Here is a 15,158-nt window from a genome sequence, read left to right on the forward strand (position 1 = left end):
TTGCCTCCCGCCCGGGAGGCTTTCAGCGGCGGGTGACGGGCGCGGCGGCGTCCTCGGGCCGCTCCATGACCGTGCCGCTGCGGCGGGAGGTCGCCGGCGCGCCGCAGAACGCCGACTCCAGGGTGCGCAGCATCGTGGTGTGCACGGCGCCGTTGTTGGAGGTGTCGGCGAGCGCGGCGAGGCTGCGCCGCCCGTCGGCGGTGGTGAACGCGTAGCTGTAGTAGCCCTGGACGGCGCCCGTGTGCCCGTACACCGACACCCCGCAGGACAGGTCGCGGCGGCGCAGCCCCAGGCCGTACGCCTGTGCTGTCCCGGCCGGCACCCAGCGCCGCATCTGCTGCAACCGGGCCGCCGACGTCAGCTTGCCCCGCAGCAGGGCGGAGTAGAAGGTGTTGAGGTCCCGGGTGGTGGAGATGATCGCCCCCGCGCTCTGTGCCCACGACGCGGTCTGCCGGGTGGCGTCGACCAGGGCGGCGCCCGGGGTGTCGGGGGTGAGGTAGCCATGGGCGTGACGGCCGGGCAGGGCGGTGTCGGGGTGCACGTAGAAGGTGTCGCGCAGCTTCAGCGGCGTGAAGATCCGCTCCTGGTAGGCGGTGGCCACCGGCCGGCCGGTCAGCTTCTCCACGAGCATGCCGGCCACCACGAAGTTGGTGTTGGAGTACGAGTAGGCGCCGCCGGGCTTGCCGGTCGGTGCGTGCCGCAGGGAGCGGTCCACCAGCTGCCGGTAGGTGAACACCTTGGTGCGTACGGCCTCGAAACCGGGCACCGTCCGCGCGAACATCTCGTCGGTGTAGTCGTACAGCCCGCTGCGGTGGCTGAGCACGTGCCGTACGGTGATCCGCCGGTCGGGCAGCAGGCCCGGCAGGTAGCGGTCCACGGACGCGTCGAGGTCCAGCTTGCCCTCGTCGGCGAGCTGGAGCAGGACCACGGCGGTGAAGGTCTTGGTGATGCTGCCGACGCGGAAGCGGTCGGTGTCCGCGAGGGCCCGTCCGGTCGCCCGGTCGGCCACGCCCACGGACGCGCGCAGCACCGAGCCGCCGTCGTCGATGCGCGCCATCGCGCCGGGCGCGCCCCGGCGCTGCGCCGTGCGCAGGACCTCCCGCAGCCCGGCGAGGTCGGGCCGTGGCAGGCCCGCGGCGCCGGCCTCCGGGGCGGCGGACTGCGTGGCAGGCGTGGAGCGCCCGGAGTGCGCGGGGTGCGTGGGGGTGGCGTGTGCCGGGACCGTCAGGAGGGACAGCACGACGGCCCCCAGGGCCGTGCCTGTGCGCAGTGCTGCGGGGATCATCCATGGCCTTTCGTTCCGTCACATGACTGCGGTGCGGCCACGCCTGACTGCCCGTCGGGAACGGGACGGTGTGGCCGCGCACAGTATCGCGACGAAAATCAAGAAAAGCGACAATCCGGGCGGCAGGCGTCGGTGCCGGAGGTGTCAGCGCCGGCCGGCGCGCAGCGGGGCCCGCTCAGGCCGACGTGCTCGGCTCCGTCGTGAGCAGCCCGTCCCGGTAGGCGATCGCCACCGCCTCCGTGCGGCTCGCCGCGCCCAGCTTGGCCAGGATGTTGGAGACGTGCACGCTCGCCGTCTTGCCGGTGATGAACAGCTCCTCGCCGATCTGGCGGTTGCTGCGGCCACGGGCGAGCAGCCGCAGCACCTCCTGCTCCCGAGCCGTCAACGGCGAGGCCGCCCCGGCGTCTTCGGCCCGCGGCGCCTCGCCGAGGCGCCCGCGCCGGATCAGCTCCTCGACCCGCTCCCGCAGCGGAGCGGCGCCGAGCCGCACGGCCGTCTCCCGCACCGCGCCCGCCTGCTCGGCGGCCTCGGCGCGCCGGTCCTCGGTGAGCAGCGCCTCAGCCCACCGCAGCCGGCACCGCGTCTGCTCGTACACATCGCCGTAGCCGAAGGCCGCGACCGCCTTCTCCCAGGCCGCCGCGTCCGGGCCCGACACGGCCCGGATCCACTCCGCCTCGGCCCGGGCCAGCCACGCCTGCCCCTCGGGACCCTGCGGCGGCCCGGCCTCGCTGTGCCCGGCCGCCCGCCGCGCCGTCTCCACCAGCTCGCCCGCCGCACGGGCCCACCGTTCCGCCCCCGCCGCGTCACCGGCGTGCCGCAGCGCGGCCGCCCGGTCGGCGACCGCGGACAGCGCCAGCGCCGCGAGACGCACCGCCGCGTCCGGGACGGTCCCCGCTTCGTCGGTGAGTGCCGCCGTCGTCGTGCGCGCCTGCTCCACCGCGGCTTCGGCGTCGCCCCGCATCGCCGCGGCGTCCGTCAGGGCGATGCCCGCGACCAGCGTCGCCATCCACTCGAACGGGCCGTCCAGCAGCGCCCGCGCCCGCTCGGCGGCCCACGCGTCCCCGCGCGCCAGCGCCACATACAGCACCGGGGCCGCCGTGAACCCGCCCACCGCCGGCACCGCCCCGGCCCCGTCCGCCGCCCGCAGGCACTCCTCCCAGCGGCCCAGCGTGTACAGCACCAACTGCTGCAGATACCGCATCTCCAGCGGGTACGGCGAGGACAGCAGCCCCGCGTCACGGGCCCGCTCCAGCCCCTCCGCCGCCCACGGCAGGCTCTCCTCGAAGGCGCCCGCCTCGAAGCAGCCGACCGCGAGATGGAACAGCGCCCGCATCTCCACCGGGGCGTTGCCCGCGCGCCGGGCCAGCTCCCGCGCCTGAACCAGCCGCTCGCGGCCCTCGGCCGTGCGCCGCGCGCCGCCCTCCAGGCCCACCAGCGAGATCAGCAGGTCGGCCTGCGCGTCGGCCACGCCCAGCTGCTCCGCCGCCCGCAGCGCCCGCCGCGCCACCCGCAACGCGGTCCCCGTCTCCCCGACCTGACGGGCCGCCATCACATGGGTGGCCGCCGCCCACACCCACGTACGCGACGGCGGTTCCGCCGGGATCAGCGCCAGCGCCTCGCTGCTGTAGGCGAAGGCGGCGGTCAGGTTGTCCACCGTCAGCAGGTTCCCGGCGAGGGTGTAGCGCACCCGGGCCGCGAGCTCGGAGTCCGCGTCCTGCCCGATGCCGGCGAGCGCCGCCCGGGTCAGCGCGACCGCCCGGTGCACCTCCCCGGCGTGCGCGGCCGCCGCCGAGGCGCGCAGCGTCAGCGAGATCCGGTCGGCGCCCTCGCCGGTCGGGCGGGCGGCCGGCTCCACCGCCGACCACAGGTCCAGCGCCGCCTCCAGGTGCCGCAGCTCCTCCGCGGGCGCGCCCACCCGGCGGGCGTGGTCGGCGGCCTGGAGGGAGGCGGCGAGCGCCGCGGGCAGGTCGTGGCTCTCCCGGGAGTGGTGGGCGCGCTCCGCCGCGCTCTCGCCGGCGCCCCCGCGTCCGGCGAGCAGCCGCGCGAACGTGCCGTGCAGCCGGGCCCGCTCCCCGGGCAGCAGATCGGCGTAGACGGCCTCCCGGGTCAGCGCGTGCCGGAAGGCGTAGGTGTCCCCTTCGCCCGGCACCAGCAGCTGGCGGCCGACGGCCTCGCGCAGCGCCGACTCCAGCGCGTCCTCGGGCAGCCCGACCGCCTCGCGCAGCAGGTCGTGCTCGACGCGCCGGCCGGCGACGGCGGCGGTGCGCAGCACGTGCTGCGCGGTCTCCGGCAGCTGTTCCACCCGGATCAGCAGCACGTCCGCGAGGGCGCTCGGCACTCCGCTCGCCGCCATGTCGGTGGCGGCGAGCAGTTCCTGCGCGTAGAAGGCGTTGCCCTCGGCGCGGTCCACGATCCCGCGCACCGTCGTCTCCGGGAGGGGGCCGCCGCGCAGCTCCCGCAGCAGCCGGGCCATCTCGGCGTCCGGCATGGGCCGCAGCTCCAGCCGCTCCACGGCGGGCAGCCGGACCAGCTCGGCCAGCAGCGGGCGCAGCGGATGGCGGCGGTGCAGGTCGTCGGAGCGGTAGGAGGCGAGCACCGCCAGCCGGTGCCCGGGCGCGCCCAGCGTCCCGCGGGTCAGCAGGAACCGCAGCAGGTCACGGGAGGACTGGTCGGCCCAGTGCAGGTCCTCCAGCACGAGCAGCAGCGGGGCGTCCTCGGCGAGGCCGGCCAGCAGGGCGGCCATGCCCTCGAACAGCCGCAGCCGGGCGTCCGCGTCCCGCGCCGCGTCCCCCCCGCGCACCTCGTCCCGGCGCGGCTCGCCCCCGGGCGTCCCGGGTCCGCGCGCGTCGGTCCCGCCGCCGCGCAGCCGCTCCACCGCCGGGTGATCGGCGAGGCGCGGGGCCAGGTGCTCGTCGGCGGCGACCCGGCCGAGGATCTCGGTGAACGGCAGATACGGCAGGCCGACGTCGCCGAGGTCCACGCAGTGCCCGGTGAGCACGCGCACGCCCCGTCCGGCGGCCCGCTCGGCCACCTCGTCCAGGAGCCGGGTCTTGCCCACCCCGGCGTCCCCGGCGACCAGTACCGCCCGTGCCTCACCGGCGCGGGCATGCTCCAAGGCGCCGAGCAGCCGGGTCAGTTCCCGGTCCCGGCCGACGAGCGGTGAGGTGAAGTCGGTCTGCGACACGGGTCAATCCTGGCACGCGCCACCGACAACGCCGGCGGGACGGTCGCGGGCGCTCAGCGCAGCGTCCGCGCCCAGTCCGCCGGGACCCGGCCCGCCGGTCCGGGGGCGGGCTGGTCCTCGGGGTGGCTGTGCGGGGGAGCGAGGGCGGGCCCGGACTCGAACAGCTCGTCGGTGGCGAAGTTCCAGAACCACTCCTCGCCCGGCTCGTAGCTCTGCACCAGCGGGTGCCCGGTCGCGTGGAAGTGCGCGGTGGCGTGCCGGGCGGGGGAGGAGTCGCAGCAGCCGACGTGCCCGCACTGGGCGCACCGGCGCAGGTGGAACCACCATCCGCCGGACGCCTCGCACTCCGCGCAGCCGGTGCCGCTGGGCGCGGCGGTGGGATCGATGCCGTCGGCCTGGGTCATGCCGCCTCCTCGGGTGGCGTGCCGGGCTCCCGCTGGGGGGTGCCGGGCTCCTCGGGTGTGCCGGGCCCGCCGGGTGTGCCGGGCTCCTCGGATGTGCCGGGCGCCGCCGCGGTGAGCGGCAGCAGCACCCGGAAGCGGGTGTCGCCGGGCTCGGAGTCGACCTCGATGCCGCCGTGGTGCTTGTTCACCACGATCCGCCAGGAGATGTCCAGGCCCAGCCCGGTGCCCTCGCCGACCGGCTTGGTGGTGAAGAAGGGGTCGAAGATGCGGTCCCGGATCTCGGCCGGCACCCCGGGCCCGGTGTCGCGGAACTCCACCAGCAGCCGGTCGTGCTCCCGGGCCGTCCGCACGGTCAGCGTGCCCTCGCCGCCGGTGTCGCGGATCGCGGCGACGGCGTTGTCGATGAGGTTGGTCCACACCTGGTTCAGCTCCGCCGGGTAGGCGGGGATCCGCGGCAGCGTCCGGTCGTAGTCCTTGACGACGCGGATGCCCTCGCCGAACTTGCCGGACAGCATCAGCAGCGTGCTGTCGAGCAGCTCGTGCACGTCGGCGACCTGGTAGGGCGCCCGGTCGAGCTGGGAGTACTGCTTGGCGGCGTCCACGAGGTGCGAGATGCGGGTGGTGGAGTCCTCGATCTCGCTCATCAGGAGCTCGGTCTCGACCGTGTAGTTCAGCCAGCCGACCGCGCCGGGCAGGACCTCGGGGTCCACGGCGGCGGCGACCTGCTCCAGCCAGTCGACGTCCAGCCCGGCCTGCACGAAGGTGGGCGCGAGCCGCCAGCCGTCGGGGACGTCGTGGTCGTCGAGCCAGTCGCTGAGCGCGTCCTCCCGGTCGGCGGCCTCCAGCGGGCTGAGCGCGGGCGCCTTGCCGACACGTTCGGCGGTGCGCTCCTGGATCTCGATCAGACCCGCGAGGACCTCGCGCGGATACGGCCCCGAGGAGATCACGGCTAGCTTGTGCCGCATCTTGGCCACCCGCTCGCGCAGCGTCGCGGTGGCCCGCACGGCGGCCGCGGCCGGGTTGTTCAGCTCGTGGGTGAGCCCCGCGGACAGCGAGCCGAGCGCCAGCAGCCGCTCGCGCTGCCCGATGGTGCGCTGGGTGTTCTTCGAGCCGAAGAACAGGCCCTCCAGCAGGTGGACCGCCATCGGGAACCAGTCCTGCATGACGCTCGCGAACGTCTCGGCGGGCAGCACGAAGAACCGCGTCGGCTCGGTGACGCGCATCGAGTTGTTGTAGACCTGCCGCACCCGGTCGCCGAGATAGGCCTGCATGGCGCCCGAGTACACCCCGGGCTGCGAGGTCCGGGTCACCTCCACGTCCTCGCCGCCCACCCGGCGCGACAGCACCACGGTCCCCTCGATCATCACGAAGAAGCAGGTCGCGGGGTCGCCCTCGGCGTAGACCGGGCCGGGTTCGAACTTCTCCACCCGGCCCTCGCTGCACAGCCGGCCCAGCTGGTCCGGGGAGAGCTTCTCGAACAGGAACAGCGAGCCGATCTCCGCCGGGCTGCACGGCATCGGCCGCCCGCTCACGACTGCTCCAGGTAGCGGTGGACGAGCATCACGGCCATGGCTCCCTCTCCGACGGCGGACGCGACCCGCTTGGCGGACTCGGCGCGCGCGTCGCCCGCGACGAACACGCCCGGCACATTGGTCTCCAGGTGGTACGGCGGCCGGTCCAGCTCCCAGCCCGCCGGGGGCGTGCCGTCCGGCGTGAGGTCGGGCCCGGCCAGGATGAACCCGCGCTCGTCGCGCAGGACCGTGCCGTCGAGCCAGTCGGTCAGCGGGGCGGCGCCGATGAACACGAACAGCCAGCCCGCGTCGACCTCCTCGCTCTCACCGGTGTCGACGTCGCGCAGGGTGAGCCGCTCCAGCCGGCCCTCGCCGTGCGCGGCCTCGACGACGGTGCGGGGGCGCACCCCGATGTTGGGCGCCTCCTCGATCTGCTGGATCAGGTAGTGCGACATGGACGCCGACAGCGACGGGCCGCGCACCAGCAGCGTCACGGACTTCGCGCCCCGCGCCAGGTACATCGCCGCCTGGCCCGCGGAGTTGGCGCCGCCGACGATGTACACGTCCTGGCCGTGGCAGGCGGGCGCCTCGGTGAGCGCCGAGCCGTAGAACACGCCGCAGCCGGTCAGGTCCTCGGCGCCGGGCGCGGGCAGCTGCCGGTACTGCACGCCGGTCGCCAGGATCACGCTGTGCGAGGCGACGGCCGAGCCGTCCGCGAACCGCACGATCCGCGCGGCGCCGCTCGCCTCCAGCCCGGTCACCTCGCGCGCGGTGAGGATCTCCGCGCCGAACTTGGCGGCCTGCCGGCGGGCCCGGTCGGTGAGCTGGGCGCCGGAGACCCCGTCGGGGAAGCCCAGGTAGTTCTCGATGCGGGAGCTCTGCCCGGCCTGTCCGCCGGTCGCCGACCGCTCCACGAGCACCGTGCGCAGGCCCTCCGACGCGCCGTAGACGGCCGCGCCGAGCCCGGCGGGGCCGCCGCCGATGACGACGAGGTCGTAGAAGTCGGCCGTGGGCGTCGTCGCGAGACCCACGCGGGCGGCCAGCTCGGGCGGGTCCGGCTCGACCAGCGGCTCCCCGTCCGGGGTGACGACGAGCGGCAGCCGCTGCCCGTCCTGGCCCGCCGCCGCGAGCAGTCGCCGGCCCTCGGGCTCGTCGGAGGAGTACCAGCGGTAGGGCACCTGGTTGCGGGCCAGGAACTCCCGCACCTCCGAGGAGCGCGCCGAGAAGCGGTGCCCGACGACCTTGGTGCTGGGCACCGGCTTGAAGTCGCTGCACTTCCACGCCTGGAGCAGATCGTCCAGGACCGGGTACAGCTTCTCCTCCGGCGGGTCCCACGGCTTGAGCAGGTAGTGGTCGAGGTCCACGACGTTGATCGCGTCGATCGCCGCGTTGGTGTCGGCGTACGCGGTCAGCAGGATCCGGCGGGCGCCCGGGTAGACGTCCATGGCCTGTTCGAGGAACTCGATGCCGTTCATCTGCGGCATGCGGTAGTCGGCCAGGATCACCGCGACCAGGTCGCCGCGCAGCTTCAGCTCGCGCAGCGCCTCCAGCGCGGACTCGCCGGACTCGGCGCGCACGATCCGGTACGACTCGCCGTAGCGCCGCCGCAGATCGCGGGCGACGGCCCGGGAGACCCCCGGGTCGTCGTCCACGGTCAGGATGACGGTCCGCGCTGCGTCGGCGGCCTGTGCCATACGACTCCCACCCCGAGGTCGGATACCGGCCCGGCGCGCCCTCGCGACACGCCGGCCCGTGGCCATCGTATGTTCGATCCGTCCGGCCCGCTCGGGTATTCGCCAGGGCCCGGCGTCCGGCCCGCTCGTGCAGGTGCCGGGGCCTTCCCCTCCGGTTCGCGCTCGGATTCCTGCCGGGGCCTTCAGGCGCGGCGCTCGCCGAGGACGCAGAACTCGTTGCCCTCCGGATCGGCCAGCACCACCCACGGCTGCTCGCCCTGGCCGACGTCGGCGCGGCGGGCGCCGAGCGCCAGCAGGCGCTCCACCTCCGCGCGCTGGTCGACGGGACGGAAGTCCAGGTGCAGCCGGTTCTTGACCGTCTTCGCCTCCGGGACCGGCACGAACAGCAGCCCGGGCAGGCGGTCGGGCGCCGGGCGGATCTCGAACTCGTCCGGATCGTCAGTGACGACCGTCCACCCGAGGGCCTCGGCCCACCAGCGGCCCAGGGCCCCGGGGTCGGCCGCGTCGACGATCACCTGTTCCCACTCCAAGGTCATGAGGGCAGCCTAGTGAGGAAGACTGGGGGAGAAGGACACACGCGGGACGACACGAGGAGGCGGCCGGATGACGGGCCCGATCACGGCAGGGGTCGACGGGACGGACGAGAGCCGCGCGGCGCTGGACTGGGCGGCCCGGGAGGCCGTGCGCCGCTCGCTGCCGCTGCGGGTGGTGCACGCCTGGGAGTTCCTGCCGACGGCGCCCACCGACGTGGCGGGCCGCGAGGCGCAGGAGGGGTGGGCGGTCCGCGCGGCCGGCGACGCGGTGCGCGCCGTCACCGAGCGGCACCCGGACCTGGAGGTCACCACCGACGTCCAGGAGGGCCCGGCGGTCCGGACCCTGCTGGACGCGGCGGCCGGGTCGGAGCTGCTGGTGCTGGGCTCGCGCGGGCACGGCCGGCTGGTCGGCTTCCTGCTGGGCTCGGTCGGTCAGCAGGTGATCGCGGAGGTCACGCGGCCCGTGGTGCTGGTGCGCGCCGGCAGCGAGGCGAGCGCCGAGGCCGGGGGGCGGGAGATCGTCGTCGGCCAGCACGGGGAGCCGGAGGACAGCGCCGACGTGCTGCGCTTCGCCTTCGAGACGGCCGCCGCCCGCGGCGCCACCGTCCGGGCCGTCCGGGCGTGGACGCTGCCGCCGGTGTTCGCCTACAGCCCGGGCTCCCTCCAGCTGCTCGACGACGCCGGAGGTCTGGAGCCGTTCGAGCAGAAGGCGCTGACGGCCGCGCTGCAGCCGTGGCGGGAACGGTTCCCGGACGTGCCGGTGGTCGAGCACGTCGAGATCGGCAGCGCGGGGCAGGTGCTGCTCGCCGCGGCGGACGACGCCCAGCTGCTGGTGGTCGGGCGGCGCGCCCACCGCACGGCGGTCGGTGCCCGCATCGGCTCCGTCGCCTACGGCGTGCTGCACCACGCGGGCTGCCCGGTGGCCGTGGTCCCGCACGCCTGAGGCGGCCGGCCGAAGGCGCCGGGCGTCACTCCGGGACGGTCGGCTCCAGCGTCGCCCGCGCCTTCGGCAGGATCCTCTCGATGTAGTCCTTGACCGCCGTGTCCAGCCCGATGTCGTGCTGGGCCCGCTCGGACAGGTACCAGCGGTGCTCCAGCAGCTCGTGGTAGATCTCCGCCGGGTCCATGCTCCCGCGCAGCTCGACGGGTACAGCCCGCACGGTCGGCCGGAACACGTCGCGCACCCAGCGGTGGGCGAGCACCTCGGGGCGGGCCGCGAGGGGATCGCCCGGGGCGTAGTCGTCCTGGGTGGCCATCCAGCTCTCCAGGTCGTTCAGCAGCCGCCGCGCCTGGTTCTCCTCGGCGTCCAGGCCGGTGAGCCGCAGCAGCTGGCGCTGGTGGTGGCCCGCGTCGACGACCTTGGGGACGAAGGTGACCGAGTCGCCGTGGGCGTTGTGCTCGATCTGCATCTCGGCCACGTCGAACCCGAGGTCGTTGAGCCGGCGTATCCGGCGCTCTATGTAGTGGTACTTGCCCGCCGGATAGACCGACGTGCGGGTCAGCTCCTCCCACAGCCTCGTGTAGCGGGCGCAGATCTCGGTGCCGAAGTCGACCGGGTCCACCGACGGGTGCAGCGCGCCGGACGCCTCCAGGTCCAGCAGCTCTCCGCTGATGTTGACCCGGGCCAGATCGAGGTCGTAGTCGCGCTGACCGGGGCTCAGCCGCGGATGCAGCTCGCCCGTCTCGGCGTCCACCAGATAGGCGGCGTACGCGCCCGCGTCGCGGCGGAAGAGCGTGTTGGACAGCGAGCAGTCGCCCCAGGCGAACCCGGCCAGGTGCAGCCGCACCAGCAGCACCGCGAGGGCGTCCATCAGCCGGTGCATGGTCGCCGGGCGCATGGTCGTCTCGAACATCGACCGGTACGGCATCGAGCCGCGCAGATGGCGGGTGATCAGCACCGGCTCCAGCGGGGCGCCGGAGGCGTCGGTGCGCCCGGTGACCACGCCGAGGGCGTCCACGGCCGGGATGGACAGCCGGTCCAGGTCGCGCAGCAGCTCGTACTCGCGCAGCGCGGGACGCTCGGCCAGTTCCTTGACGGCGATCACCTCGTCGCCGGCGCGGGCGTAGCGCACGACGTGCCGGGAGATGCCCCGGGGGAGCGGCACGAGGTACTCCTCGGGCCACTCCTCCAGGGGCAGCTGCCAGGGCAGTTCGAGCAGGAGCGCGGGGTGCTCCGGGTTGGTCGCGCTGATCTGCAGAGCCATGGCACGAACCCTAAGTCACGCTAGGCGGCCCGCTGCCGGGCCTGTTCGGCGGCCGCGCGCACGGAGCCGCGGTGGACGGGGCCGTGGCCGGGCAGCAGGGTGTCGCCGTCGAGGGCGCCGATCAGCTCCAGCGAGGCGAGGGCCTGTTCGCGCTCGTGGTGGAAGAAGTCCAGGAGCATCTGGGGGCCCTTGAGCCGGGAGGTCGCGTGGCCGGTGGCCAGGGCGTCACCGGAGATCACGATGCCCGCCTCGGGCAGGTGGAAGACGCAGTGGCCGTCGGTGTGGCCCGGGGTGAGCACGGGCACGGGCCGGCCGGGCAGGTCGAGGGGGCCGTCGGCCGGGAACGGCTGCGGCAGGGCGACCGGGTTGTGCTGCAGGCCGCCGACGCGCAGGACGTGCACGGTCCACGGCACGATGCCGGGCCGCCAGATGTTGCGGACCACGTCGCCCACGTTCGCCTGCTGCAGGAAGTCCCGCCGGGCGTGCGGCACTTCGGCCGGGTGGAGGTAGACCGGGGTGCCGTGGGTGCTGCGCAAGTACTCCGCGGAGCCGATGTGGTCGTTGTGCGCGTGGGTGATCAGCACCGCCGCGACCGCCTCGGGTGAACCGCCCACCTGGGCCAGGGAGTCCAGCACCAGCTGCCGGTCCCCGGGATACCCGGTGTCGATCAGCGTGAGGGCGTCCCCTTCTTTCAGGATCACCCAGTTGGTGTTGCTGCCGTGGACCAGGTAGGTGCCGTCGGCGACTTGCCGTACGTCCGCCCGCATTCGTCGTCCCCCCGCCGGTGAGATGCCTGCATGTCGGCGAACAGCAAAGCAGATCATGGTGATGGCCGGGAGCCCGGCCCGCTTCAGCGCACGCCCTGCGGGCGGAACTGCACGCTGATGCGCGGTCCCGTGGCCCGCGTGGTCTTGGGCACGCAGTGTTCCCAGGTGCGCTGGCAGGAGCCGCCCATCACGATCAGGTCGCCGTGGCCCAGCGGCCGGCGGACGGTGCCGCCCCCGCCCCGCACCGGGCGCAGCAGCAGGTCGCGCGGGGCGCCCACGGACAGGATCGCGACCATGGTGTCCTCCCGCGCCCCGCGGCCGATCCGGTCGCCGTGCCAGGCGACGCTGTCGCGGCCGTCGCGGTAGTAGCACAGCCCGGCGGTGGTGAACGGCTCACGCAGCTCCCCGGCGTAGTGCGCGGACAGCTGGTCGCGGGCCTCGGCGAGCACCGGGTGGGGCAGCGGGTCCTCGGCGCCGTAGAAGCAGAGCAGCCGGGGGACGTCGACGACCTGGTCGTACATCTTCCGGCGCTCGGCGCGCCAGGGCACCTCGGCCGCCAGCCGCTCGAACAGGGCGTCCGCCCCGCTCAGCCAGCCGGGCAGCACGTCGATCCAGGCGCCGGAGCCCAGCTCGGTCCGGCGGATCCCGCCGAGGGAGCCGAGGCGCAGCTCGTCGGTCTGGTCGAACAGGGAGCCCTGGAGGTGCGTGGCCATGACCTCAGAGTACTCCTTAATCGAAATTATGTTCTAACCGGATCTTGGATTCTCCCCGTCGGGAGCTTTCACCTCGTGACCTCTTTCGATACACCGATGTATCGAATACATTCGTGCATCGAAAGGGAGGTGGTCCCGTGCCCGTGGAGCAGGCGGCCCCGCGTGTCACCCGGCGGCGGGTGCGCACCCGGGCGAATCTGCTGGACGCCGCCTTCGCCGTGTTCGCCGCCAAGGGCTTCGGACGGGTCTCCATCGAGGAGGTCTGCGACGCCGCCGGCTACAGCCGCGGCGCCTTCTACTCCAACTTCGCGAGCCTCGACGAGCTGTTCTTCGCGCTGTACGAACAGCGCGCCGGCCTGATCGCCGAGCAGGTCGCCGACGCGCTCGCCGAGGACGGCGGCGACCTCGACGTGGCGGCCTGCGTCGACCGGGTCACCGAGGTGCTGCTGCTCGACGTGGACTGGCTGCTGGTCAAGACGGACTTCCTGGTGCGCGCCGCCCGCGCCCCCGAGGTCGCCCGCACCCTGCTGGAGCACCGCGCACGGCTGCGCCGGGCCATCGCCGACCGGCTGGCCCGCGCCACCGCGCACAGCCCGCTGCCCGCCGTGCTCGGCGACGCGGACGGCGCCGCCCACGCCGTCGTCGCCGCCTACGACGGCGTCACCACCCAACTGCTGCTGGACAAGGACGTCGAGCACGCTCGCGCCTGGCTCAAGCAGCTCCTCACCGCGCTGCTGACGGACGGCAGCCACACCCCCCGACCCTGAAAGGGGACGCGCGCATGGACGCGGACGTCATCGTCGTCGGAGCCGGACTCGCCGGCCTGGTCGCGGCGCACGAACTGACCAGCAGGGGCCGGCGCGTCGCCCTCGTCGACCAGGAGAACGCCGCCAACCTCGGCGGCCAGGCGTTCTGGTCCTTCGGCGGGCTGTTCCTCGTCGACACCCCGGAGCAGCGGCGCCTCGGCATCAAGGACTCCTTCGACCTCGCCTGGAACGACTGGCAGGGCAGCGCGGCCTTCGACCGGCTCGCCGACGAGGACTCCTGGGCGGTGCGCTGGGCGCGCGCCTATGTCGAGTGGGCGGCGGGGGAGAAGCGGTCCTGGCTGACCGGGCACGGCATCGAGCTGCTGCCCACCGTCGGCTGGGCCGAGCGCGGCGACCTGCGCGCCGACGGCCACGGCAACTCCGTGCCCCGCTTCCACATCGCCTGGGGCACCGGCACCGGTGTCGTCGAGCCGTTCGCGGACCACGCCAAGCAGGCCGCACGCGACGGTCTGCTCACCTTCCACCACCGCCACCGCGTCGACGAGCTCGTCATCGAGGACGGCACGGCCCGCGGCGTGCGCGGCAAGGTGCTCGCCGACGACGCCTCGCCGCGCGGCGTCGCCTCCAACCGCGAGGAGACGGGCGACTTCGAGCTGACCGCCCAGGCCGTGATCGTCACCACCGGCGGCATCGGCGCCAACCACGACATCGTCCGCCGTCACTGGCCCGAGCGGCTCGGCACCCCGCCCGCCGAGATGGTCACCGGCGTGCCCGCCTACGTCGACGGCCGCATGCTCGACATCAGCGCCGAGGCCGGTGTCCGGCTGGTCAACCGCGACCGCATGTGGCACTACACCGAAGGCCTGCGGAACTGGAGCCCGATCTGGCCCGGCCACGGCATCCGCATCCTCCCCGGCCCGTCCTCCCTCTGGTTCGACGCCCTCGGCCGCCGCCTGCCCGACCCCTGCCTGCCGGGCTACGACACCCTCGGCACCCTGAAGCACCTGCGCACCACCGAGGACATCGCCGGGTACGACCACTCCTGGTTCATCCTCACCCGCAAGATCGTCGAGAAGGAGTTCGCCCTGTCGGGGTCCGAGCAGAACCCCGACATCACCGCCAAGGACAAGCGCGCCGTGCTGCGCGACCGCCTCCTCGGCAAGGGCGCGCCGGGGCCCGTCGCCGACTTCCTGCGGCACGGCGCTGACTTCGTCGTCGCCGACACCCTGGAGGAGCTGGTGGAGAAGATGAACGGCCTCACCGACAAACCCCTGCTGGAGGCCGGAACCGTCCGCCGCCAGATCGAGGCCCGCGACCTGCAGATCACCAACCCCTACAGCAAGGACGCCCAGGTGCAGGGCATCCGCAACGCCCGCCGCTACATCGGCGACCGCCTCGGCCGCGTCGCCACCCCGCACCGCATCCTCGACCCGGCGGCCGGCCCGCTCATCGGCGTCAAGCTGCACATCCTGACCCGCAAGACCCTCGGCGGCATCCAGACCGACCTCGACTCCCGCGCCCTGGGCCTGGACGGCACACCGATCGACGGGCTCTACGCGGCCGGCGAGGTCGCCGGCTTCGGCGGCGGCGGGGTCCACGGCTACAACGCGCTGGAGGGCACCTTCCTCGGCGGCTGCCTCTTCTCGGGCCGCGCGGCCGGACGGGCGGCCGCCGCGCAGACCGCCTGACGGCAGGCCCCGAGCCCGCTTCGGCAGGTCCTACGTCCGCTTCAGCAGGCCCAGCAGGACGGCGGCGTGGGACTCCTCGGGCGCCTTGGACGCGGTCAGCAGGGTGACCCGGCCCCGGCGGGCCGAGGCGCGCAGATGAGCGAGGAGTTCCGCCGCCTCCGGCTCCGCGAGCTCCGCCTCGTAGCGCTGCCGGAACTCCTCGTAGGAGCCCTGGCCCGCGTGGTACCAGCGCCGCAGCTCCGTCGACGGGGTGAGCCCTTTCGGCCACTCGTCGACGTGCGCGGCGTCCTTGGACAGACCGCGCGGCCACAGCCGGTCGACGAGGACCCGGACACCGTCGTCCGGCTCCGGGGGGTCGTACACACGACGGACGCGGACGCTCATGCGCGGCCCTTTCTGCGGGGTGCG

General features: G+C 74.4%; 13 protein-coding genes. 3 read left to right on the plus strand and 10 right to left on the minus strand.

Translation table 11 applies throughout. The features are described 5' to 3' along the window. Window positions 1-22: 22 nt before the first annotated feature. The 6 genes from ACF1AL_RS26295 to ACF1AL_RS26320 form a co-directional block, all read right to left on the minus strand. Complete coding sequence (locus tag ACF1AL_RS26295) at window positions 23-1,285, minus strand: serine hydrolase domain-containing protein (protein WP_391820221.1); 1,263 nt, start codon at window positions 1,283-1,285, stop codon at window positions 23-25. 175 nt (window positions 1,286-1,460) lie between these two features. Continuing rightward, window positions 1,461-4,469 (minus strand): AAA family ATPase, encoded by a 3,009-nt coding sequence (locus ACF1AL_RS26300; protein ID WP_391827651.1) that lies wholly within the window; start codon window positions 4,467-4,469, stop codon window positions 1,461-1,463. Between the two features lie 53 nt (window positions 4,470-4,522). Then, a complete protein-coding gene (locus tag ACF1AL_RS26305; protein WP_366839810.1) occupies window positions 4,523-4,873 on the minus strand; it encodes a UBP-type zinc finger domain-containing protein in 351 nt (116 codons plus the stop codon). Then, on the minus strand, window positions 4,870-6,405 hold the full coding sequence (locus tag ACF1AL_RS26310) for an ATP-binding protein (protein WP_366839809.1): 1,536 nt from the start codon (window positions 6,403-6,405) through the stop codon (window positions 4,870-4,872). The genes ACF1AL_RS26305 and ACF1AL_RS26310 overlap by 4 nt, the downstream gene beginning before the upstream one ends. Beyond that, window positions 6,402-8,078 (minus strand): FAD-dependent oxidoreductase, encoded by a 1,677-nt coding sequence (locus ACF1AL_RS26315; protein ID WP_391705720.1) that lies wholly within the window; start codon window positions 8,076-8,078, stop codon window positions 6,402-6,404. The genes ACF1AL_RS26310 and ACF1AL_RS26315 overlap by 4 nt, the downstream gene beginning before the upstream one ends. A gap of 182 nt (window positions 8,079-8,260) precedes the next feature. After that, complete coding sequence (locus tag ACF1AL_RS26320) at window positions 8,261-8,614, minus strand: VOC family protein (RefSeq protein WP_366839807.1); 354 nt, start codon at window positions 8,612-8,614, stop codon at window positions 8,261-8,263. 67 nt (window positions 8,615-8,681) lie between these two features. On the opposite strand from ACF1AL_RS26320, the gene ACF1AL_RS26325 reads away from it, so the two are divergent. Further along, window positions 8,682-9,554: a universal stress protein gene (locus ACF1AL_RS26325; RefSeq protein WP_391705726.1), complete on the plus strand. Its 873-nt coding sequence runs from the start codon at window positions 8,682-8,684 to the stop codon at window positions 9,552-9,554. Window positions 9,555-9,579: 25 nt separating this feature from the next. On the opposite strand, the gene ACF1AL_RS26330 is transcribed toward ACF1AL_RS26325, so the two are convergent. The 3 genes from ACF1AL_RS26330 to ACF1AL_RS26340 all read right to left on the minus strand — a co-directional run bounded on the left by ACF1AL_RS26330 (window position 9,580) and on the right by ACF1AL_RS26340 (window position 12,295). After that, the gene (locus tag ACF1AL_RS26330) at window positions 9,580-10,815 is read right to left on the minus strand and encodes a DUF4032 domain-containing protein (RefSeq protein WP_391705729.1); all 1,236 of its coding nucleotides are present in this window, start codon (window positions 10,813-10,815) and stop codon (window positions 9,580-9,582) included. Between the two features lie 20 nt (window positions 10,816-10,835). Beyond that, the gene (locus tag ACF1AL_RS26335; protein WP_386585937.1) at window positions 10,836-11,582 is read right to left on the minus strand and encodes an MBL fold metallo-hydrolase; all 747 of its coding nucleotides are present in this window, start codon (window positions 11,580-11,582) and stop codon (window positions 10,836-10,838) included. Between the two features lie 83 nt (window positions 11,583-11,665). Next, window positions 11,666-12,295, minus strand: coding sequence for an alpha-ketoglutarate-dependent dioxygenase AlkB family protein (locus ACF1AL_RS26340; RefSeq protein ID WP_386419617.1), 630 nt, complete (start codon window positions 12,293-12,295; stop codon window positions 11,666-11,668). A gap of 137 nt (window positions 12,296-12,432) precedes the next feature. Here ACF1AL_RS26340 and ACF1AL_RS26345 point away from each other — a divergent pair, with 137 nt between their 5' ends. Further along, a complete protein-coding gene (locus tag ACF1AL_RS26345; RefSeq protein ID WP_366839802.1) occupies window positions 12,433-13,062 on the plus strand; it encodes a TetR/AcrR family transcriptional regulator in 630 nt (209 codons plus the stop codon). Window positions 13,063-13,076: 14 nt separating this feature from the next. Next, the gene (locus tag ACF1AL_RS26350; RefSeq protein ID WP_391705733.1) at window positions 13,077-14,750 is read left to right on the plus strand and encodes an FAD-binding dehydrogenase; all 1,674 of its coding nucleotides are present in this window, start codon (window positions 13,077-13,079) and stop codon (window positions 14,748-14,750) included. A 30-nt stretch (window positions 14,751-14,780) separates the two neighbouring features. Here ACF1AL_RS26350 and ACF1AL_RS26355 read toward each other — a convergent pair whose 3' ends face one another. Then, window positions 14,781-15,134 (minus strand): DUF488 family protein, encoded by a 354-nt coding sequence (locus ACF1AL_RS26355; RefSeq protein ID WP_366839800.1) that lies wholly within the window; start codon window positions 15,132-15,134, stop codon window positions 14,781-14,783. Between the last annotated feature and the right edge of the window lie 24 nt (window positions 15,135-15,158).

Source organism: Streptomyces sp. NPDC014801 (assembly GCF_043082085.1).
Lineage (GTDB): Bacteria > Actinomycetota > Actinomycetes > Streptomycetales > Streptomycetaceae > Streptomyces.